This is a genomic window from Saccharopolyspora antibiotica, from assembly GCF_047200635.1.
Taxonomy (GTDB): Bacteria; Actinomycetota; Actinomycetes; order Mycobacteriales; family Pseudonocardiaceae; genus Saccharopolyspora_C.
The window spans coordinates 12,520-32,885 of sequence record NZ_JBJZOI010000027.1; the positions used below are offsets into that span (position 1 = coordinate 12,520).

Consider the following 20,366-nt stretch of genomic DNA (forward strand, 5'->3'; position numbering starts at 1 on the left):
TCGTCGATCCACCGGGCACGTGGTCGGAATGTGATCCGCCCGATGTGGCATCGTGACTCCCTGCAAGTTCGCGGCGGCCCGCCGTGAACGGTGCCAGGAGCAGCACACGACGAGTGGGAGGAAGACGTGAGCGACAGCGGCGAAGGCACCACTTTCATGCAGTGGCGCGAGCGGGCGCAGTCGGAGGTCCAGGAGGACCGGCCCCAGATGCGGGCGGTGCTCATCACCGCTGCGGTGGTAGTCCTGGTGGGCATCCTCGTGGGAGTCGTCGTCCTCCTGCTGTCCTGATCGGTTCGGGGAGGCCCTGGCGAGATCCGGACGGCCCCGCGGGGCGGGCGGTCCGGGTCGCGAGGTGGCCGTTCCGGGGTGGATACACCACCTTCAAGTGATGACGAACCGCTGTTCGAGCGGGAACACTCGTCGTCATGGAGCCCTTGGTCGCGTCGCAGACCCGCGTGCCGCAGCCCCGTTCACCGGAGCCGCGGCGCGAGTCGGCCGGTGCTGCCGAGGGCGCCACCGCAGCCCCGGACGCCCGGGCCGAGCTCGCGAGCGCGGTGGACGGACTCCTGGGCCGCGGCGAGCGGCCCGCTCCGTCCCGCTCGGACGCCGAGCTGGTCGAGGGAATCCGCGAGGCCGAGTCGGCGCTCCGGGCCGCGCTGTCCTGGCAGACCGAACTCATCGCCGAGGCCGAGCGCCGCGGCCTGCACCGCACCGCTGGTGCTCGTTCCGCCCCGGCATGGCTGCGAGAACTGCTCAACATCGGCTACGGCGACGCCCGTTCCCGCGTGGTCGTCGGACGAGTCGTGGCGGAACGAGTCGAGTTCGGCGGTGAGCCGCTACCGCCCGTGCTGCCCGCGACCGCCCGGGTTTTTCACGACCGGGAAGCGAGCCTCGCGCACGCCCAGGTGATCGAGCACGCGATGGACAAGCTGCCGTCCCGGATCGATGCCGGGCAGCGGGCCGGAGTGGAGCAGCTGCTCGCCGAGGAGGCCAAAGTCCTCTCCCCGCGCGAGTTGGAGATCGCCGCCGAGCGGGTGCGGTACCTCCTCGACCAGGACGGTGCGTTGCGGGACGAGCGGTCGCACGTCGAGCACCGCGAACTGCACCTGACCACCGACCGCGACGGCAGGACCCTGCTCAAGGGGCGGCTGGACCGCGAGAGCGGTGCCAAGCTGCGGGCCGCGCTCGAACCGCTGGCCGTCCCGCGCCCCGGCGACGGGGGCGAGCGGGATCGCCGGACGACGGCCAAGCGCAACGCGGACGCGCTCGCGGAACTCGTGGACATCGCGCTCAGCGCCGACGAACTCCCCCGCCACGGCGGGCAGCGCCCGCAGCTGACGATCACCATCGGCCACGAGCAGCTCCGGGAATCGCTCGCGGGCGACCGGCTCGGCGGCACGATCGAGACCACCGGCCAGCCGATCACCGCGGAGAGCGCCCGCCGGATCGCCTGCGATGCCGAGCTGCTGCCGGTCCTCCTGGACGGTGAGAGCCGCCCGCTGGACGTCGGTCGTGCGCGGCGCTCGGCGCCGCCGCACCTGCGCGCGGCGTTGCTCGCCCGGGACGGCAAGTGCGCCTTCCCCGCCTGCGATCCCCCGACCGGCGCCTCCGAGGCGCACCACGTCCGGCACTGGGCCGACGGTGGCGCGACGGCGCTGGACAACCTGGTCATGCTCTGCGCCCACCACCACTCGGTGGTGCACGAGCAGCGGTGGGAGGTCGAGCTCGAAGCGGGACGGCCCGTGTTCACCCCGCCCGAGTGGGTCGACCGGCACCGAACACCCAGGCCCGGCAACCGGGCTCAGCACGAACCACCCGACCTGTCCGCGTCCTGACGGCGGCACGGGCACCCCCGCGCGCCCGGGTGCCGTCGCTCAGCGAGGCGGTGGCGGAAGTGCGCCGACGGCGGCCCAGCCGTTGCTGACCGCCGCCCGCACTTCCCCGGGCACCGGGAAGTCCGGCCGCCAGTCCACCACCGACACCACTCCGGGCGGGATCAGCGACCAGCCGTCGAGCAGTTCCCCAGCCTGCTCGGCCGGTCGCAGGCTCAGCGGCGTCGCGGTCTGGTCGTAGATCCGCAGCCCCTCGACCACCTGCGTGGAGGACAGACCGGCGCCGGAGGCGTGGCTGATCGCGAGCGTACTCCCCGGTGCGCAGGCCTCCCGGTACGCGGCGAGGATCCCGGGAGGGTCCGCCTCGTCCGGAACGAAGTGCAGCACCGACAGCGCCAGCACGGCGACCGGCTCGTCGAAGTCGAGCAGGTCGCGCACCCCGGGTGCGGCGAGCACGTCCGCGGGCCTGGTCAGGTCGGCCTGCGTCACCGACACCTGGGGCTCGCCGTGCAGCAGGCGCCTGGCGTGCGCGACGGCCACCGGCTCGTCGTCGACGTAAGCGATCACGGCGTCCCGCCGTCCGCGGCGCGCCACCTCGTGGACGTTTCCGGCGGTCGGGATGCCCGAGCCGAGGTCCAGGAACTGCCGGATGCCGCGCTCGACGCAGTAGCGCACGACCCGGCGCAGGAAGGCGCGGTTCTCGCGGACTCCCGTCCGGGTCTCCGGGAGCAGGCTCAGCTGCTGCTCGGCGGCCTCGCGGTCCGCCGGGAAGTTCTGCGTCCCGCCCAAGTAGTAGTCGTACATGCGCGCGGCGTTGGGCCGCTGGAGGTCCAGGTCCCCGTGGATGTCCGCCAGCTCCTCGAGAAGATCGTCATCGCTGCTGATCGCGAACCCCTCCCGCCCGAGCCGGTGATCGCGACACTAGCGTTCGCCCGCGATCCGGCGAGGGGAAAGCCCGGACCCCGAGCGGGCATCCGGGCTTTCCCGTGGCAGGTGGGTCAGGCCGTCCGGATCAGGCACCCGCCTCGCGGAGCACGATGTCCACCGCCGCGTCGTTGCGGGAGGTCTCGCGCTCGATCACATCACCGGGCGGGTAGAACCCGTCGAGCCCGCCATCGGAGGGGTACATCTCCAACGTGAAGGCGAGGATCTTGTGCTTGCCCCACATCCAGTCGAGGCTGTCGCCGTCGGTGGTGTAGAGGTCGCTCGACTGCTGGGGGGTGTAGCCGTTGGTCCGCGCCATCTCGGTGCCGACCTCCTCGAAGCGGTCGTACTCCTCCTGCGTCATGCCCTCGGTCACGTCGTCCTGGGTGTGGCCGAACGGCCAGAGCACGAGTTCCGAGAACGTGTGGAAGTCGATCGCCGACTTGATCTGCTGGGTGCCCCCGACGACGCGGGAGTCGATGAACTCGGCCAGCGCGGCCGTCTCCGGCGCGGAGAACGCCTCCGGGCCGCGGTAGGTCTCGTCCCGCGGGTCGTCGCTGGCACCGCCGCAGCAGCCCCACAGGTAACCCCAGTTGCGGTTGAGGTCGGTGCCGCTGTCCTGCCGGTTCTTGCGCCAGCCCTGGTATTCGCCCGACTCGACGTCGTAGGTCGAACCGTCCACGTTGACCGAGGGGACGATCCAGATCTCGCGGTTGTCGACGTTCTCCCGGATCGCCGGGTCGTCGTAACCGTCCGTGAGGCGATTGGCGATCTGCAGGCACATCTCGGTGGTGAGGTGCTCGCGGGCGTGCTGGTTGCAGTCGAACAGGACCTCGGGCTCGTCCTCGTCCTCCGCCACGTTGTCGCTGATCTTCAGCAGCGGGATGTCGCGGCCCTCGTAGCTGGTGCCGAGGCTCGACTTGGCGGCGAGGTCCGGGTGGTCCGCCGTGATCGCGTCGAGCTCGGCGACCATCTCGTCGTAGTTGTGGTAGGCCTCGTCGCCGGGCGGGAAGTCCCTCGGCGACGCCTTGGGGCGCGGGGAGAGCCCCTGGGCGCGCAGCTCCTCCGCCTGCGCGGCGGTCGCCTCCACCGTCGCGACACCGTCCTTCGCTCCGAGGACCTGGGCGCCGGACGAGTTGATGTCGGTGCGGATGCGGCTGTCGGTGTTCGGCACCGCGTAGACCCCGGTGGCCTCCGCCGCGGGCTCCTGCTGGGGTGCGGCGACGCTCGCCTGGACCGGGAGTAGCAGGGCCAGGGAGGCGGCGGCCGCCACCGCCGTTGCTCTGCGCCGTGCGCTGGACATCGGGGCCTCCGATCGATCACGGATGGTGATCGGGTGAGATTCCCCGAGTTACGGGGCCCTGGCAACCCACTTACGTCGGAACCCGCCGATCGCCGTTTTCCCGTTCGTGCGCGGACGCGCGTCGGACGGCGCCGAGCTGGGCGATTACCCTGGTGGTCGAGCTACTCGCCGATATCGCTCCGCTTCGGAAGGACGCCCATGCTCACCCGTACCGACCTGCGCGGTCGTGTTCCGTCCACCGCCGAGCTGCGCGCCACGCTGCCGCGCGCCGACACGGACGTCGAGCACGTGCTGCACCAGGTCCGGCCGGTGATCGAGGCCGTCCGCGAGCGCGGCGCGGAGGCGGCGTTCGAGTACACCGAGAAGTTTGACGGGGTGCGCCCCGAGCGGGTCCGGGTGCCCCGGGCCGAGCTCGCGGCCGCCTTGGACGGCCTGGACCCGGAGATCCGCGCCGCGCTGCAGGAGTCCATCGATCGCGCCCGCCGGGTGCACGCGGAGCAGCGCCGGACCGACGTCACGACCGAGGTCGTGCCCGGCGGCACCGTGACGGAGCGCTGGGTGCCGGTGGCCCGCGTGGGGCTGTACGCCCCCGGCGGGCTGGCGGTGTACCCGTCCAGCGTGGTGATGAACGTGGTGCCCGCGCAGGCCGCCGGGGTGGAGTCCTTGGTGGTGTGCTCGCCGCCGCAGGCGGAGTTCGGCGGGCTGCCGCACCCGACGATCCTGGCGGCGGCCGCGCTGCTGGAGGTCGACGAGGTCTGGGCGGTCGGCGGAGCTCAAGCGGTGGCGCTGCTCGCCTACGGCGGCACCGATCCCGACGGCACACCGCTGACGCCCGCTGACCTGGTCACCGGCCCCGGCAACGTCTACGTGACCGCGGCCAAGCGCCACCTGCGCAGCGTCATCGGCATCGACGCGGAGGCCGGACCGACGGAGATCGCGGTGCTGGCGGACGGCACGGCCGACCCGGTGCACGTGGCCGCCGACCTGATCAGCCAGGCCGAGCACGACACGCTGGCCGCCAGCGTGCTGGTGACGACCTCGCCCGAGCTCGCCGACGCGGTGGACGCGGAACTCGCCCGCCAGGTGCCGCTGACGAAGCACGTCGACCGGATCCGCACCGCGCTGACCGGGGAGCAGTCCGGTTGCGTGCTGGTCGGCACCCTCGACGAGGGGTTGACGGTGGTGGACGCCTACGCCGCCGAGCACCTGGAGATCCAGACCGATGACGCCGCGGGCGTGGCGTCCCGGGTGCGCAACGCCGGTGCGATCTTCGTGGGGCCGCACGCCCCCGTTTCGCTGGGCGACTACTGCGCGGGGTCGAACCACGTGCTGCCCACCGGTGGCTGCGCCCGCCACTCCTCCGGGCTGAGCGTGCAGAGCTTCCTGCGCGGCATCCACGTCATCTCCTACGACGAGCGGGCGCTGCGGGACGTGGCGGGCCAGGTGGTCACGCTCGCGGAGGCCGAGGACCTGCCCGCGCACGGGCAGGCCGTCGCGGCCCGCTTCCCCTCCGGACTCGACTGACGACCCCGCGATCCCGAAGAGAGAACCATGAGTGACGTGCTCGGCGCCGAGGTGGCGCTGACCGATCTTCCGCTGCGCGAGGACCTCCGCGGCCGCAGCCCGTACGGCGCGCCCCAGCTGGACGTGCCGGTGCGGTTGAACACGAACGAGAACCCGTACCCGCCGCCGCCGGAACTGGTGTCGGAGGTGACCGAGGCGGTCCGGGAGGCCGCCGAGACGCTGCACCGCTACCCGGACCGGGACGCGGTGGCCTTGCGCGAGGACCTGGCCGCCTACCTCAGCGGGGCCACCGGGGTCACCGTCTCGGTCCACAACGTGTGGGCGGCCAACGGGTCCAACGAGGTCCTGCAGCAGGTGCTGCAGGCCTTCGGCGGCCCTGGGCGCACCGCCCTGGGCTTCGAACCCTCCTACTCGATGCACCCGATCCTGTCCGCGGGAACCCGCACGGACTGGCTGCCCGCGCCCCGACGTGCGGACTTCAGCTTGGACGGAGCGCAGGCGGCGGCGATCGTGGCCGAGCGGCGTCCGGACGTGGTCTTCGTGACCAGCCCGAACAACCCCACCGGGCAGGCGGTGGCGCAGGCGGACCTGCGTGCGGTGCTCGACGCGGCCCCGGGCGTGGTGGTCGTCGACGAGGCGTACGTCGAGTTCTGCGCGGAGCCGAGCGCCGTCGAACTCATCGACGAGTACCCGGCGAAGCTGATCGTGAGCCGCACCATGAGCAAGGCCTTCGCGTTCGCCGGTGGCAGGCTCGGCTACCTGGCCGCCTCGCCCGCCGTGATCGACGCGCTGCTGCTGGTGCGGCTGCCGTACCACCTGTCGGCTCCGACCCAGGCGGCGGCGCGCGCGGCGCTGCGGCACGCGCGGGCGACGCTCGCCTCGGTGCGGGCCCTGGTGGACGAGCGCGAGCGGGTGGTGGCGGCCCTGCGGGACTCGGGCTTCTCCCCGGTGCGCAGCGACGCGAACTTCGTGCTGTTCGGCCGGTTCGCCGATGCGCGTGCCGCCTGGCGGCGCTTCCTGGACGCCGGGGTGCTGATCCGCGATGTCGGAATCGAGGGGCACCTGCGGGTGACCATCGGCACGCCGGAGGAGAACGACGCGTTCCTGGCCGCGGCCGGGGCTCTGGTGAACGAGGGGGGCACGCGATGACGGGGACCGACACGACGTTCGCGCCGGGCACCCGCACGGGACGGGTGGAACGCACCACGAAGGAGTCCTCGGTCCTGGTCCGGCTGGACCTCGACGGCACCGGGCAGGTCGACATCGACACCGCGGTGCCGTTCTACGACCACATGCTGACCGCGCTGGGCACCCACGCCGCGTTCGACCTGGAGGTGAAGGCCTCCGGCGACGTCGACATCGACGCGCACCACACCGTGGAGGACACGGCGATCGTGCTGGGGCAGGCGTTGCGGCAGGCGCTGGGTGACAAGAAGGGCGTTCGCCGCTTCGGCGACGCCTGGATCCCGATGGACGAAACGCTCGCCCACGCCGCGGTGGACGTGTCCGGACGCTCGTACTGCGTGCTCGACGGGGAACCCGAGCAGTACAACGCCTTCACCATCGGCGGGAACTACCCGTTCGTGCTGAACCGGCACGTGTTCGAGTCGCTGGCCTTCCACGCGCAGCTCAACCTGCACGTGCGGGTGATCCACGGCCGGGATCCGCACCACATCGCCGAGGCGCAGTACAAGGCGATCGCGCGGGCTCTGCGCGCCGCCGTGGAGCCGGATCCGCGCTTCGCGGGTGTGGTCCCCTCGACCAAGGGCGCCCTGTGAGGGAGGCGCTGGGGCCGATCGTGCTGCTGGCCGTCGCGGGTTTCCTGGTGGGCGGGGTCGCCTCCCTGTGGCGGACCGCCCGGGTGGCCGCGGTGGCGTTGGGCGTGCTCGCCGCCGTGGCGGCGGCGGCTGGGATCGCCTGGCTGCTGTGACGGGGGAGTGACAGCAGCCAGGCGAAGTCCTGGTGGCGCCGGTCAGGAGTCCTTCGGGTGGTCCTGGAAGAACTCCCAGATCAGCGGCGTGGCGTCGATGACGGTCGGCTCGTCGGAATCCGGGTTGGAGGAGCGGCTGGGCCAGTCGTGACCCAGTTCGTCGATCCGGTAGTGCACGAGCTCGCCACGGCCCGCGCAGTCCGTCCACTCCTGCCGGGTCACCCGGTTCCCGGGGTGCTCGGTGACCGGGTCCGAGTCGCACCGGTCACGCTCGGCCCACCCGTCCAGCCAGTCCGGGATGGCGGGCAGGCCCTTGGTCGGATTGCCCTCGTAGGGGATGGTGGCGTCCGCCGTGCCGTGGAACGAGATCATCGGCACCGGTTCGTCGGGCGAGCACTCGCCGCTCTGCGGGTAGTAGGCGCCCGCGACCGGGGCGAACGCGGCGATGCGGTCGCCGAGGCGGCAGGCGAGGACGTTGGTGAACCCGCCGCCGTTGGACTTGCCCGCCGCGTAGATCCGGTCCTGGTCGGTGCAGAAGTCGGCCCGCACGCGGTCGAGCAGGTCTTCGGTGAACCGGACGTCGTCAGCGTCCGCCGAGTACGGCGCGCCCTGCCACGCGCTCTTGCCGTCGGTGCCGATGAGCCCCTGCGGGTAGACGGCGATCGCGTCCTCTTCGGAGAAGCGGGACAGCTCCTCCTGGTATTCGGCGGTGCGGCCGTGCCCGTGGAAGGACAGCACCACCGGCAGCGGGTGCCGCGAGTCGTAGTCCTCGGGCAGGTGCACCAGGTATTCGCGGGTCAGCCCGCCGGAGGTGACCCGCTGCGCGGTGGTGGTGCCCGGTTCGACGGCGGGGTCCGCCCCGCAGCCACCGCGCGGCGAGTGCCGCTCGGGGGTGGGGGCGGCGTGGGCGGGCGCGGCGGTGGCGGCGACCGCGCCGAGGGCTACCAGCAGGCTCAGCACTGCTCTGTGCATCTTCGACTCCTGTCTCGGCGCGGTCCGCCGCATCACGACGTCCGCGCGGTTCTCATCGGGTGGCCGCGGCCGGTTCCGGCTCCGGTCCGCTGGTGGCGGAGCCGTCCTCCTCGTCGACGAAGCTCTTCTCGTTGAAGGGCGATTCCTTCGCGAACACCCGCTGCATCTGCTCCCGGTCGATCTCCTTGGTCCAGGCTCCGATGATCACGGTGGCGATCGCGTTGCCCGCGAAGTTGGTCAGCGCGCGGGCCTCCGACATGAACCGGTCGATGCCGACGATGAGCCCCACGCCGTCGACGAGCTCGGGGCGGTGCGACTGCAGGCCGCCCGCGAGTGTGGCGAGCCCGGCGCCGCTGACGCCCGCGGCGCCCTTCGACGCAATGATCATGAACACCAGCAGCGAGATCTGCTCGCCGAGGGCGAGAGGTTCACCCATTGCGGAGGCGATGAACAGCGAGGCCATCGTCAGGTAGATCGCGGTGCCGTCCAGGTTGAACGAGTACCCGGTGGGCACGGTGATGCCGACCACGGGCTTGCTGACGCCGAGGTGCTCGAGCTTCGCGATCAGCCGCGGCAGCGCCGCCTCCGACGAGGAGGTGGACAGGATCAGCAGGAACTCGCGCCCGAGGTAGCCCAGCAGCTTGAACACGTTGACCCGCGCGAACGCCCACAGCAGTGGTCCGAGCACGAGGAAGATGAACAGCACGCAGGTCGTGTAGAAGCCGAACATGATGATGCCGAGGCCCTTGAGCGCGTCCACGCCGGTCGCGCCGACCACGGCGGCGATGGCGCCGAACGCGCCGATCGGGGCCGCCCACATGACCATCGCGAGGATCTTGAACACGAGCCGCTGGACGTGCTCGATCCCGCGCAGGATCGGGGTGCCCTTGTCGCCGAGCGACTGGAGCGCGAAGCCCGCGAGCAGCGCGACCAGCAGGGTCTGCAGCACCTCGCCCTCGGTGAGGGCGGAGACCAGCGTGTTCGGGATGATGCCGAGCAGGAAGCCGGTGAGGCCTTCCGCCTCGCCGGAGGCCTGCTCGCCCCCGCTGGCGCGCAGCTCCTCGGTGAGCTGGAGGCCCTCGCCCGGGTGCAGGATGTTGCCGACGAGGAGTCCGACGACGAGCGCGACGAAGGACATCACCATGAAGTAGCCGAGAGCGAGCCCGCCGACCTTGCCGACCTTCGCCGCCTGCCGGACGCCGCCGACGCCGAGCACGATGGTGCAGAAGATCACCGGCGAGATCATCATCTTGATGAGGGAGACGAAGCCGGTGCCCAGCGGTTTCAGCGAGGTGGCGAAGTCCGGGAACGCGAACCCGACCGCGATGCCGGCCAGGACCGCCACGATGACGAAGATGTAGAGGAAGTGGGTGCGGTCCCGCTTCCTCGGCGGTGCACCGGCGGCCTCGGGTGCAGCGTCTTTGCTTGCCACGGGTCAACTCCTACGGGGTGTACCGATCACACCGGTCGGTGCTCACTCATTCGGTCGTGTCTTGGATCACGAGGACGTCGGGGAGACTATCGGACTCGCAGGTGGTGACCGTCACGGTTGTGTTCATTGAGTTCATGCGGGAGCAACAACAACGTCATGTCCCAGTTCCGGCTTTCGCAGTTCCGGGTGCCCCGGACCGGCGCCTCCCAGTTCCGCCGGACCAGTCTCGCCGCGCAGTTGTTCGTGCTGCAGGTCGTGGTCGTGGCCCTCGTCGTGCTGGCCGGGGTCGCGCTGGGTTACCTGGACGCGCAGCGGCGCACCGCGCAGGCCGCGGCGGACGAGGTCGCCGGCGTGGCGGGCACCCTCGCGGTGGAGCCCGAGGTGGTGGCCGCGGTGACGGGCGATGACCCGTCGCGGGTGCTGCAGCCGCTGGCGGAGCGGACTCGCGCGTCGACCGGCGTCGCCTTCATCACGATCATGGATCCGTCCGGGATCCGCTACACGCACCCGAACCCGGCCTTGATCGGACGGCCGTTCCTGGGCAACATCGCCGAGGCGCAGCGGGGCCGGGTGCTCACCGAGACCTTCGCGGGCACGCTCGGTCCGTCGGTGCGGGTGGTCGTCCCCGTGTTCGACGACGTGGGCCGGGTGCGCGCGCTGGTGGCGGTGGGCATCACGGTTCGGGTGCTGACCGCCGAGCTCAGCGGGCAGATCCTCGTGCTGGCCGGGGTGGGCGCGGTCGCGCTGCTGTTCGGAGGCGTGGCTAGTTACCTGGTGGCGGCCCGGTTGCGCAGGCACACCCACGGCTTGACCCCGGGGGAGCTGAGCCGGATGTACGAGTACCACGACGCGATCTTGCACGCGGTCCGCGAGGGACTGCTGCTGGTGGCGCCGACCGGGGAGGTGACGTTGTGCAACGACGGAGCGGCGGTGCTGCTCGGTTCGGATCCCGCCGAGGTGACGGGCACGAACCTCGCCGAGCTCGGGTTCCCGGGAACGCTGGTGGACGCGTTGGCGTCCCGCCGTCCGGTGCGCGACGAGGTGCACGTGACGGATGACCGGGTGCTGCTGGTGAACGGGTCCGCGGTGCGCAGCGGTGGCCGGGACCTGGGCAGCGTGGTGACCTTGCGGGACCACACCGAGTTGCAGGCGTTGACGGGGGAACTGGATTCGATGCGCGGGTTCTCCGAGTCGTTGCGCTCGCAGGCGCACGAGTCGGCGAACCGGCTGCACGCGGTGGTCTCCCTGATCGAGCTGGGCAGGGTGGAGGAGGCCGTGGCCTTCGCGACCTCGGAGCTGAAGGTCGCCCAGCACTTGACCGATCGAGTGGTGGAGGCGGTGCGCGAACCGGTGCTCGCGGCGGTGCTGCTGGGCAAGAGCGCCGAAGCGCGGGAGCGCGGCGTGGAGGTCGTGCTGACCGAGGACAGCGCCGTGGACGACCGGGCGCTGGAGCACGTCGGTGCGCGCGACCTGGTGACGATCCTGGGGAATCTGATCGACAACGCCGTGGAGGCGACCTTCGACGTGCCGTCACCCCGGGTGGAGGTGAGCGTTCGCTCCGCGGAGCGGGAGCTGTCCGTCGTGGTCGCCGACAACGGCCCGGGCGTGGACCCGGAGGTGGCCAGTGCGGTGTTCACCCGCGGCTGGTCGACGAAGCGGCCGGGCCGCGGCCTGGGCTTGGCCCTGGTGGGGCAGAGCGTGCGGCGCTACGGCGGCGAGGTCGAGGTCGGCGGGGAGCGCGGCGCGGTGTTCGCGGTCCGGATCCCGCTGCCCGAGGTGTCGTCGTGATCTCGGTTCTGGTGGTGGAGGACGACCCGGTGGCGGGCGAGGCGCACGAGCTGTACGTGAACCGGGTGGAGGGGTTCGCGGTCGCGGGCCGGGCCCGCACCGGCCAGGAGGCGCTGCGCTTCCTGGAGCACACCTCGGTGGACCTCGTGCTGCTGGACCTGCGGCTGCCGGACGTGGACGGGTTGTCGGTGGCGCGGGCGCTGCGGACCGCCGGCAGCGGCACCGACGTGATCGCGGTGACCTCGGCGCGCGATCTGAAGGTGGTGCGCGCCTCGGTCGCCAGCGGCGTGGTGCAGTACCTGCTGAAGCCGTTCACCTTCGCCGCGATGCGGGAGAAGCTGGAGCACTACGCCCGGTTCCGGGAGAGCCTCGGTCACGATCGCGAGGCCAGCGGGCAGAGCGAGATCGACCGCGCCTTCTCCACGCTGCGCGGTGTCGACCGCGCGTCCCTGCCGAAGGGCATGGGGGAGGAGACGCTGGCCGCGGTGGTCTCGGCGTTGCGCTCGCACCGGGAGGGCGCGGCCGCGGGTGCGGTGGGGGAGTTGGCCGGGGTGTCCCGGGTGACGGCCCGGCGCTACCTGGAGTACCTGGTGGACAACGGGATGGCCCGCCGCGATCCGCGTTACGGCGGGGTGGGCAGGCCGGAGATGTTCTACCGCTGGGACGGGTAGCCCGGTGCTCAGCTCTGATCCGCCGCGGGCCGCAGCACGGGCGCGCCGGGACCGAGCTCGGCCATCCGGTCCTCGGCGTTGTTGAGACCGCAGGTGCGCAGCGACAGGCAGCCGCAGCCGATGCAGTCGGTGAGCCGGTCCCGGAGCCGCTGCAGGCCGTCGATGCGCGCGTCGAGCTCGTCGCGCCACGAGCGGGACAGCCTGCTCCAGTCGGCTTGGCCGGGGGCGTGGTCGGTGGGCAGGGTGGAGAGCGCCTCGGCGACCTGGTCGAGGCTGAGCCCGACCCGCTGGGCGGCGCGGATGAACGCGAGCCTGCGCAGCACGGCGCGTTCGAAGCGGCGCTGGTTGCCGCTGGTGCGGGTGGAGGTGATGAGACCGCGCTGCTCGTAGAACCGCAGCGCGGTCGGGGCGACTCCGCTGCGGTGCGCCACTTCGCCGATGGTGAGCAGGGGCGGGAGCGTGGACATGCCCCCACGGTAACCCTGGAGTTCACCTGAACTACCGGTCCTTGACTTGGAGCGCGCTCGAAGTTCCAGGCTGTCCGCATGACGACCTCAGCCGCCGCCCCGCGCGGAGTTCCGGACCGGCCGGACCTGACCGCCCTCCTGGCCCGGATGTCCGGCGACGAGAAGCACTCGCCCGCGGCGACCTCCACCGCCGACGTGCTGGAGGTGCTCTACGACCGCGTGCTCGCGGTCGACCCGGACAGGCCGGACGACCCGCACCGCGACCGCTTCCTGCTGTCCAAGGGCCACGGTCCGATGGCCTACTACGCGGTGCTCGCGGCGAAGGGCTTCTTCGACCCGGCGGAGCTCGACGGCTGGAGCCGCTTCGACTCGCGACTCGGCCAGCACCCGGACCGGGTGCTGGTGCCCGGGGTGGAGATCGGCAGCGGTTCCCTCGGCCACGGGTTGCCGCTGGCGCTGGGAACCGCGCTCGGCCTCCGAGCCCAGGGCCTGCACCGCCCCCGCGTCGTGGTGCTGCTCGGCGACGCCGAGCTCGACGAGGGCAGCAACCACGAGGCGATCGCGGTCGCGGGCCGGCTCGGGCTGGGTTCGCTGACCGCCGTCGTCGTGGACAACGCCTCGGCGACGCTCGGCTGGCCGGGCGGTCTCGACGAGCGCTTCGCCCGCGAGGGCTGGGCCGCGCGCACCGTCGACGGCCGGGACCACGACGCCCTGCACCGCGCCCTCACCGACACCCGCCCCCGCCAGCCGCTCGCGGTGATCGCCCGCGTCGAGCCGAAGGAGTCCGCATGACCGCCGTCCGTCCCACCGCGCCCGCTGGAGCCCCGGCGCCGCCGATGCGCGAGCAGTTCACCGAGATCGTCGGGGCCGCCCTGGACGTGGATCCCCGGCTGGCCGTGGTGCTCGCCGACATCTCCGCTGACCGGTTCGCCGCCGCCGCGTCCCGCCACCCGCACCGGGTGCTCAACGTCGGCATCCGGGAGCAGGCGCTGATCGGCGTCGCCGGTGGGCTGGCGCTGACCGGAATGCGGCCGGTGGTGCACTCCATCGCCCCGTTCCTGGTGGAGCGTCCGTTCGAGCAGCTCAAGCTGGACCTCAACCACCAGGGCGTCGGCGCGGTGCTGGTGAGCACCGGCGCCTCCTACGACTACCCGGCAGCGGGCCGCACCCACATGGCCCCGGGGGACGTCGCGCTGCTGGACGCGCTGCCGGGCTGGGCGGTGCACGTGCCCGGCCACCCCGCCGAGTTCGCCGAGCTGCTGCGCGGCGAGCTGCTCGCCGACGGGCTGGCCTACCTGCGGATGAGCGAGCGCACCAACGAGTTCCCGCTCCCCGCCGGACGGGGTTTCCAGGTGGTGCGGCGGGGGAGCGCGGGGGTGGTGCTCGCGGTGGGGCCGATGCTGCGCCCCGTGCTGGCCGCGACCGGGTCGCTGGACGTGACGGTGCTGTACGCCTCGACGGTGCGACCGTTCGACGGGGCGGCGTTGCGGTCCGCGGCGCTGGCGGCGGTGCCGGACGTGGTGCTGGTGGAGCCCTGCCTGCGGGACACCTCCACCGCGGCGGTGAGCGGCGCGCTGACCGATCTGCCGCACCGCGTGCTCGGGCTCGGCGTGGCCCGGGACGCCGAACTGCGCGCCTACGGGACCGCCGCCGAGCACGATGCCGCGCACGGCCTGGACGCAGCCGGGCTGGCGGGGGCGATCCGGCGATTCCTCGTTCTGGACGGCCGGTAGCCTGGCCTCGTGGCACGCGTCGTCGTACTGGACTATGGCTCCGGCAACCTGCGATCCGCTGAACGCGCCCTGGAGCACGCCGGCGCGGACGTGCGGGTGACTTCGGACGCGCACGCCGCCGTCGAGGCCGACGGGCTCGTGGTTCCCGGTGTCGGTGCCTTCGCGGCCTGCATGGAAGGTCTGCTCGCCGCCGGGGGGGACAAGATCATCGATCAGCGCCTGGCCGGGGACCGGCCGGTGCTGGGCATCTGCGTGGGGATGCAGGTGCTGTTCGAGCGCGGGGTCGAGCACGGCGTGCAGGCCGACGGTTGCGGCCAGTGGCCGGGCGACGTGGAGCGACTCCGGGCCGAGGTGCTGCCGCACATGGGATGGAACGAGGTCACCGCCCCGGCCGGCTCGGTGCTGTTCGAGGGCATGGACCCGGGGACCCGGTTCTACTTCGTGCACTCGTTCGCCGCGCGTCGCTGGGAGCAGCCGGGTTCGGGGACGATCGCCCCGGCGAAGGTCACCTGGGCGGAGCACGGCGAACCGTTCATCGCCGCCGTGGAGCACGGACCGCTGTCGGCCACCCAGTTCCACCCGGAGAAGTCCGGGGCGGCCGGGGCTCGCCTGCTGCGCAACTGGCTCGGGACGCTCTGAGGTGCGCCGCCACGGTCTGATGCACCCGAGGGGCGCGGCGCGCGTCGTGGCGCTGCTGCTCGCGATCGGCGTGATCGCCGGATTCAGCTCCACCTACCTGGTGCAGGCCGGTGTTCCGGGCTGGCTGATCCTGGTGGTGACCCTGCTGGCGCTGCTGGTGCCGATCGTGGCCGCCTCCCGCGGCTCGCACCGGAACCGCTGACCCGATGCCGGTGCCGAGCGCACCGGCCGAGACGGCGGATCCTAGGATGAACGGGTGACTTTCACGCTTCTTCCCGCTGTTGACGTGGCCGGAGGCCAGGCGGTCCGCCTGGTTCGAGGTGCGGCCGGTACCGAGACCTCCTACGGGGATCCGCTGGAGGCCGCGCTGGCCTGGCAGCGGGCCGGCGCCGAGTGGATCCACCTGGTCGACCTCGACGCCGCCTTCGGCCGCGGCTCCAACCGGGAGCTGCTGGCCGACGTGGTGCGGCGCCTCGACGTGCGGGTGGAGCTCTCCGGGGGCATCCGCGACGACGCGTCGCTCAAGGCCGCGCTGGACACCGGCTGCGACCGGGTCAACCTGGGCACCGCGGCGCTGGAGGACCCGGCGTGGGCGGACCGGATCGTCGCCGAGCACGGCGAGCAGGTCGCGGTGGGCTTGGACGTGCGCATCACCGAGCAGGGCCACCGCCTCGCCGCGCGGGGGTGGACCCGGGACGGCGGTGACCTGTGGGAGGTGCTGGCCCGGCTGGACGCCGCCGGTTGCCGCCGCTACGTCGTCACCGACGTGAGCAAGGACGGCACCTTGCAGGGGCCGAACGTCGAGCTGCTGCGCGAGGTGTGCGCCCGCACCGATGCCCCCGTCGTCGCCTCCGGCGGCGTGTCCAGCGTGGACGACCTGCGGGCGCTGGCGGAGCTGGCTCCGCTGGGCGTGGAGGGGTCGATCGTGGGCAAGGCCCTGTACGCGGGCAACTTCACCTTGGAGCAGGCCCTCGCCGCGGTGTCCTGATCGGACCGCGCACCGGACCGCGACCGGCCCGTGGCTAGGCTGGAGGCATGGGCGTCGCGGTACGAGTGATCCCCTGCCTGGACGTGGACGCCGGGCGGGTCGTCAAGGGTGTCAACTTCACGGACCTGGTTGACGCGGGTGATCCCGTGGAGCTGGCCGAGACCTACGACGCCGAGGGCGCCGACGAGCTCACCTTCCTGGACGTGACCGCGTCCTCCTCGGACCGGGAGACCACTTTCGAGGTGGTGCGCCGCACCGCGGAGCAGGTGTTCATCCCGCTGACCGTGGGCGGCGGGGTGCGCACGCCCGACGACATCGACCGGCTGCTGCGCGCGGGCGCGGACAAGGTCAGCGTGAACACCGCCGCGATCGCGCGCCCGGAGCTGCTGCGGGAGTCCTCCCGCCGGTTCGGCGCCCAGTGCGTCGTGCTCTCCGCCGACGCCCGCCGGGTGCCCGCGGGGGAGACGCCCACCGCGTCCGGTTTCGAGGTCACCACGCACGGCGGCAGGCGCGGCACCGGCATCTGCGCCGTGGAGTGGGCGGAGCGGGCCCAGGAGCTCGGCGTGGGCGAGATCCTGCTCAACTCGATGGACGCCGACGGCACCAAGGCCGGTTTCGACCTGGAGCTGATCGAGGCGGTGCGGGCCCGGGTGCGGGTGCCGCTGATCGCCAGCGGTGGTGCCGGGGCGGTCGAGCACTTCGCCCCGGCCGTGCGCGCCGGGGCGGACGCCGTGCTGGCCGCGAGCGTCTTCCACTTCGGCCAGCTGCGGATCGGCGAGGTCAAGGCGGCGCTGCGCGCGGAAGGGATCACGGTCCGATGAGCGGGCTCGACCCGGCGATCGCCGCCCGGCTCAAGCGCACCGCGGACGGCCTGGTGGCGGCGGTCGTCCAGCAGCGCGGCACCGGCGAGGTGCTGATGATGGCGTGGATGGACGACGAGGCGCTGCACCGCACGCTGACGACCCGGCGCGGCACCTACTACTCCCGGAGCAGGCGGCAGCTCTGGCTGAAGGGTGAGACCTCGGGGCACGTGCAGCGGGTGCACGAGGTGCGGCTGGACTGCGACGGCGACACCGTGCTGGTGGTCGTCGACCAGGTCGACGGCGCCTGCCACACCGGCGATCGCACCTGCTTCGACGCGGACCCGCTGCTCGCCGCCGAGGTCTGATCCGGGTCATTCCGGCGCGGCGAGCGCACCGGTGAGGTAGTGCTGCAGGTTGGGCCCGATGACGGCCACCACGGTGTCGTGGTCGGCGGAGGCCAGCGGTTCCAGCCGCACCACGTAGCGCGCCATCCCGAGGCCGACGAGCTGCGAGGCGGCCAGCGAGGCCCGCAGCTCGGGCCGGTCCACCTCCAGCGCTCGCGCGAGCCGGTCGATGACGACGATCGCGACGAACTCGCGGAGCAGGCGCACGGCCGTGCGATGGGAGGCGACGCTGCGCACGAGCGCGGCGAACGCCCCGCCCCCGGCCTCGTCCCAGGCGAGCAGGAACCGTCGCAGGATCCGCTCCGCGAGCCGTTCCGGGTCGCCGGCCAGCAGCTCCGGGAGCACCTCGGCGGGGTCCACCGGGATCTGCACGGCCGCGGTGAACAGGGCCTCCTTGCCGCCGAACCAGTGGTTGACCATGGCCGGGTCCACCCCGGCGCGGGTGGCGATGGTCCGCACCGTGGCGTCGTTGTAGCCGGACTCGGCGAAGACCTCCCGGGCGGCTTCGATCAGTGCCGCGCGGGTGTCCTGCCCGCCGGGTCTGCGGCCGCGCCGCTTCGGTGCCTCGTCGCCGGTGCCGTCCTGGCCAGGGGTGCCGTTCACCTCCGTCATCCTTCCGGCCGGTGGGGCCCGGCCGCAAAATCCGCCGCGCGGGCCTGACCGCTGCGACGCGATATAGGTGGTGTCGGCACAATGTCGGCATGGTTGGCGACGGCGACATCGGCTGCATCACCCCGGCCCGCGCGGAGTTCCGCGAGCTCGCCGCCGGGCGACGGGTCATTCCCGTGGTGCGGCGGCTCCTGGCGGACGACGAGACCCCGGTGGGGGTGTACCGGAAGCTGGCGAACGACCGGGCGGGCACGTTCCTGTTCGAGTCCGCGGAGAACGGCCGTTCCTGGTCGCGCTGGTCGTTCATCGGGGTGCGCAGCGCGGCTGCGCTGACCGTCCGGGACGGCGAGGCCTGCTGGACGGGCACGCCGCCGGTGGGGTTGCCGACGGGTGGTGATCCGCTGGAGGCGCTGCGCGAGACGCTGCGGCTGCTGCGCACCGACCCGCTGCCCGGGCTGCCGCCGCTGACCGGTGGCATGGTCGGCTACCTGGGTTACGACGCGGTGCGGCGCCTGGAGCGGCTGCCGGAGCTCACCGAGGACGACCTGCGGATCCCGGAGCTGGTGATGCTGCTGGCCACGGACCTGGCCGCGCTGGACCACCACGAGGGGACGATCACGCTCATCGCCAACGCGGTGAACTGGGACGACTGCTCCGACCGGGTGGACGCCGCCTACGACGACGCGGTGCGCAGGCTCGACGAGATGACGGAGCGGCTGTGCACCCCGGCCGAGCCGACGGTGGCCGCGTTCTCCCGTCCGAAGCCGGACTTCACCCGCCGCCGCACCCCCGAGGAGCACTACCGGGCGGTGGAGTCGGCCAAGGAGTCCATCCGCGCCGGCGAGGCCTTCCAGGTGGTCGTCTCGCAGCGCTTCGAGATGGAGACGAGCGCCGACGCGCTGGACGTCTACCGCGTGCTGCGGACGACGAACCCGAGCCCGTACATGTACCTGCTGCGGCTCTCGGACCCGGACGGCGGAGCGCCGTTCGACATCGTGGGATCGAGTCCGGAGTCGCTGGTGACGGTCCGCGACGGCCAGGCGACCACACATCCGATCGCGGGAACCCGCTGGCGCGGGGCGGACGAGGACGAGGACGTCCGGCTGGAGAAGGAGCTGCTCGGCGACGAGAAGGAGCGGGCCGAGCACCTGATGCTCGTCGACCTGGGCCGCAACGACCTGGGCCGGGTGTGCCGACCGGGGTCCGTGCACGTCGTGGAGTTCTTCCGCATCGAGCGCTACAGCCACGTGATGCACCTGGTCTCCACGGTGACGGGCGGCCTGGCCGAGGATCGGGCGGCGATCGACGCGGTCGCGGCGTGCTTCCCGGCGGGCACCTTGTCGGGTGCCCCGAAGCCGCGCGCCCTGGAGCTGATCGAGGAGCTGGAGCCGACGCGCCGCGCCCAGTACGGCGGTGTGGTGGGCTACCTGGACTTCGCCGGCGACGCGGACACGGCCATCGCGATCCGCACCGCCCTGGTGCGCGACGGGGTGGCCTACGTGCAGGCGGGCGGCGGCATCGTCGCGGACTCGGATCCGGTGGCCGAGGACCAGGAGACGCTGAACAAGGCCCGCGCGGTCCTCAACGCGGTCGCCACGGCGGAGACGCTGCGTCCTCCGGCCGCGCGGGAGGAGCCGCGGAGCGAGCCGGACGTGGCGGGGCGGGTGTGAGCACCGCACCGGTCGACCGATCTCGGGCGCGCTCGGCGCGGCTGCTGTGGGTGGTCGTGCTGCTGCTGGTGGCGGGCGCGGGCCTGCTGTGGTGGGCGAGCGCGCTGACCTGGTCCTCCCGCCCCTACCGGACCTCGTTCTCGGGTGACGTGACCGCGGCGGCCACGGGCGGTCAGGTGCGTCCGGAGCTGGTGCCGCTGGCGCTGGCCGCGCTGGCGGCGGTGGCGGCGGTGCTGGCCACCGGGGGCTGGTTGCGGCGCGCGGTGGGCGCGCTGACGATGCTCGGCGGGGTGCTGTTGGGCTGGCGGGTGGTGTCGTGGCTGGCGGGGCCCGCTGCGGACGCCACCCCGCCGGGCGCGCCCGCGGGGGCCGAGCCGGTCGGGGAGCTGGTGCGCTCGCCGCACGGGCCCGCCCTGGTGCTGCTGGCCGCGCTGGCTCTGGTCGGCGCCGGTCTCCTGGTCGCGCTGCGCGCGACCCGGATGCCCGCGATGGGGGCGAAGTACTCCGCGCCGGGCGCGGAGCGGCCGAAGTCGACCGATCCGGACAAAAGGCTCTGGGATGCCCTGGACGAGGGAGCGGACCCGACGGACGAGCGCTAGCCGCGCACGCCCCGTGGTCCCGGCACCGGTGCGGGTGCCTCCGCCCGGCGGTGGAGGTCCCGCGATGGGAGTCGGCAA

General features: G+C 72.8%; 23 protein-coding genes. 17 read left to right on the forward strand and 6 right to left on the reverse strand.

Annotated features, from left to right (window positions below; all coding sequences use genetic code 11):
- Window positions 1-126: 126 nt before the first annotated feature.
- Both ACL03H_RS20720 and ACL03H_RS20725 read left to right on the forward strand, forming a co-directional pair.
- Window positions 127-288, forward strand: a complete 162-nt coding sequence (locus ACL03H_RS20720; RefSeq protein WP_412812949.1) for a hypothetical protein — start codon at window positions 127-129, stop codon at window positions 286-288.
- Between the two features lie 137 nt (window positions 289-425).
- The gene (locus ACL03H_RS20725; RefSeq protein WP_412812950.1) at window positions 426-1,835 is read left to right on the forward strand and encodes an HNH endonuclease signature motif containing protein; all 1,410 of its coding nucleotides are present in this window, start codon (window positions 426-428) and stop codon (window positions 1,833-1,835) included.
- Between the two features lie 39 nt (window positions 1,836-1,874).
- Here ACL03H_RS20725 and ACL03H_RS20730 read toward each other — a convergent pair whose 3' ends face one another.
- Both ACL03H_RS20730 and ACL03H_RS20735 read right to left on the reverse strand, forming a co-directional pair.
- Entirely contained in the window at window positions 1,875-2,717 is an 843-nt protein-coding gene (locus ACL03H_RS20730; protein ID WP_412813000.1) for an SAM-dependent methyltransferase, read from the reverse strand.
- A 127-nt stretch (window positions 2,718-2,844) separates the two neighbouring features.
- Complete coding sequence (locus ACL03H_RS20735; RefSeq protein WP_412812951.1) at window positions 2,845-4,059, reverse strand: M14 family metallopeptidase; 1,215 nt, start codon at window positions 4,057-4,059, stop codon at window positions 2,845-2,847.
- A 198-nt stretch (window positions 4,060-4,257) separates the two neighbouring features.
- On the opposite strand from ACL03H_RS20735, the gene hisD reads away from it, so the two are divergent.
- The 4 genes from hisD to ACL03H_RS20755 are packed head-to-tail and all read left to right on the forward strand — an operon-like array spanning window position 4,258 to window position 7,513.
- On the forward strand, window positions 4,258-5,583 hold the full coding sequence (hisD, locus tag ACL03H_RS20740) for a histidinol dehydrogenase (RefSeq protein ID WP_412812952.1): 1,326 nt from the start codon (window positions 4,258-4,260) through the stop codon (window positions 5,581-5,583).
- A gap of 27 nt (window positions 5,584-5,610) precedes the next feature.
- Window positions 5,611-6,732 carry a histidinol-phosphate transaminase gene (locus ACL03H_RS20745; protein WP_412812953.1) on the forward strand — a complete coding sequence of 374 codons (1,122 nt, stop codon included), beginning with the start codon at window positions 5,611-5,613 and terminating at the stop codon, window positions 6,730-6,732.
- Window positions 6,729-7,361, forward strand: coding sequence for an imidazoleglycerol-phosphate dehydratase HisB (hisB, locus tag ACL03H_RS20750; RefSeq protein ID WP_412812954.1), 633 nt, complete (start codon window positions 6,729-6,731; stop codon window positions 7,359-7,361). The genes ACL03H_RS20745 and hisB overlap by 4 nt, the downstream gene beginning before the upstream one ends.
- Window positions 7,358-7,513: a hypothetical protein gene (locus ACL03H_RS20755; protein ID WP_412812955.1), complete on the forward strand. Its 156-nt coding sequence runs from the start codon at window positions 7,358-7,360 to the stop codon at window positions 7,511-7,513. Before hisB ends, ACL03H_RS20755 begins: the two co-directional genes overlap by 4 nt.
- 42 nt (window positions 7,514-7,555) lie before the next feature.
- Here the strand turns inward: ACL03H_RS20755 and ACL03H_RS20760 are convergent, their stop codons facing one another.
- Both ACL03H_RS20760 and ACL03H_RS20765 read right to left on the reverse strand, forming a co-directional pair.
- Window positions 7,556-8,485 carry a CE1 family esterase gene (locus tag ACL03H_RS20760; RefSeq protein ID WP_412812956.1) on the reverse strand — a complete coding sequence of 310 codons (930 nt, stop codon included), beginning with the start codon at window positions 8,483-8,485 and terminating at the stop codon, window positions 7,556-7,558.
- A 52-nt stretch (window positions 8,486-8,537) separates the two neighbouring features.
- A complete protein-coding gene (locus tag ACL03H_RS20765) occupies window positions 8,538-9,917 on the reverse strand; it encodes a cation:dicarboxylate symporter family transporter (protein ID WP_412812957.1) in 1,380 nt (459 codons plus the stop codon).
- A gap of 156 nt (window positions 9,918-10,073) precedes the next feature.
- Here ACL03H_RS20765 and ACL03H_RS20770 point away from each other — a divergent pair, with 156 nt between their 5' ends.
- Both ACL03H_RS20770 and ACL03H_RS20775 read left to right on the forward strand, forming a co-directional pair.
- Window positions 10,074-11,705, forward strand: a complete 1,632-nt coding sequence (locus ACL03H_RS20770; RefSeq protein ID WP_412812958.1) for a sensor histidine kinase — start codon at window positions 10,074-10,076, stop codon at window positions 11,703-11,705.
- Entirely contained in the window at window positions 11,702-12,376 is a 675-nt protein-coding gene (locus ACL03H_RS20775) for a response regulator (protein ID WP_412812959.1), read from the forward strand. Before ACL03H_RS20770 ends, ACL03H_RS20775 begins: the two co-directional genes overlap by 4 nt.
- Window positions 12,377-12,384: 8 nt before the next feature.
- Here ACL03H_RS20775 and soxR read toward each other — a convergent pair whose 3' ends face one another.
- Complete coding sequence (gene soxR / locus ACL03H_RS20780; RefSeq protein ID WP_412812960.1) at window positions 12,385-12,843, reverse strand: redox-sensitive transcriptional activator SoxR; 459 nt, start codon at window positions 12,841-12,843, stop codon at window positions 12,385-12,387.
- Window positions 12,844-12,921: 78 nt separating this feature from the next.
- Here soxR and ACL03H_RS20785 point away from each other — a divergent pair, with 78 nt between their 5' ends.
- From ACL03H_RS20785 to hisI, 7 genes are read left to right on the forward strand one after another with little or no spacing between them, the layout of a single operon-like run.
- On the forward strand, window positions 12,922-13,635 hold the full coding sequence (locus ACL03H_RS20785) for a thiamine pyrophosphate-dependent enzyme (protein ID WP_412812961.1): 714 nt from the start codon (window positions 12,922-12,924) through the stop codon (window positions 13,633-13,635).
- On the forward strand, window positions 13,632-14,576 hold the full coding sequence (locus tag ACL03H_RS20790; RefSeq protein WP_412812962.1) for a transketolase family protein: 945 nt from the start codon (window positions 13,632-13,634) through the stop codon (window positions 14,574-14,576). The genes ACL03H_RS20785 and ACL03H_RS20790 overlap by 4 nt, the downstream gene beginning before the upstream one ends.
- Window positions 14,577-14,585: 9 nt before the next feature.
- Window positions 14,586-15,215: an imidazole glycerol phosphate synthase subunit HisH gene (gene hisH / locus ACL03H_RS20795; protein ID WP_412812963.1), complete on the forward strand. Its 630-nt coding sequence runs from the start codon at window positions 14,586-14,588 to the stop codon at window positions 15,213-15,215.
- Window position 15,216: 1 nt separating this feature from the next.
- Window positions 15,217-15,417: a hypothetical protein gene (locus ACL03H_RS20800; protein ID WP_412812964.1), complete on the forward strand. Its 201-nt coding sequence runs from the start codon at window positions 15,217-15,219 to the stop codon at window positions 15,415-15,417.
- 54 nt (window positions 15,418-15,471) lie between these two features.
- On the forward strand, window positions 15,472-16,203 hold the full coding sequence (gene priA, locus ACL03H_RS20805; protein ID WP_412812965.1) for a bifunctional 1-(5-phosphoribosyl)-5-((5-phosphoribosylamino)methylideneamino)imidazole-4-carboxamide isomerase/phosphoribosylanthranilate isomerase PriA: 732 nt from the start codon (window positions 15,472-15,474) through the stop codon (window positions 16,201-16,203).
- Between the two features lie 47 nt (window positions 16,204-16,250).
- Entirely contained in the window at window positions 16,251-17,024 is a 774-nt protein-coding gene (gene hisF, locus ACL03H_RS20810; RefSeq protein WP_412812966.1) for an imidazole glycerol phosphate synthase subunit HisF, read from the forward strand.
- Window positions 17,021-17,371: a phosphoribosyl-AMP cyclohydrolase gene (gene hisI, locus ACL03H_RS20815; RefSeq protein ID WP_412812967.1), complete on the forward strand. Its 351-nt coding sequence runs from the start codon at window positions 17,021-17,023 to the stop codon at window positions 17,369-17,371. The genes hisF and hisI overlap by 4 nt, the downstream gene beginning before the upstream one ends.
- Before the next feature lie 6 nt (window positions 17,372-17,377).
- Here the strand turns inward: hisI and ACL03H_RS20820 are convergent, their stop codons facing one another.
- A complete protein-coding gene (locus tag ACL03H_RS20820) occupies window positions 17,378-18,013 on the reverse strand; it encodes a TetR/AcrR family transcriptional regulator (protein ID WP_412812968.1) in 636 nt (211 codons plus the stop codon).
- A 98-nt stretch (window positions 18,014-18,111) separates the two neighbouring features.
- Here ACL03H_RS20820 and ACL03H_RS20825 point away from each other — a divergent pair, with 98 nt between their 5' ends.
- Window positions 18,112-19,689, forward strand: a complete 1,578-nt coding sequence (locus tag ACL03H_RS20825) for an anthranilate synthase component I (RefSeq protein ID WP_412812969.1) — start codon at window positions 18,112-18,114, stop codon at window positions 19,687-19,689.
- Window positions 19,686-20,288 carry a Trp biosynthesis-associated membrane protein gene (locus tag ACL03H_RS20830; protein WP_412812970.1) on the forward strand — a complete coding sequence of 201 codons (603 nt, stop codon included), beginning with the start codon at window positions 19,686-19,688 and terminating at the stop codon, window positions 20,286-20,288. The genes ACL03H_RS20825 and ACL03H_RS20830 overlap by 4 nt, the downstream gene beginning before the upstream one ends.
- Window positions 20,289-20,366 lie beyond the last annotated feature (78 nt).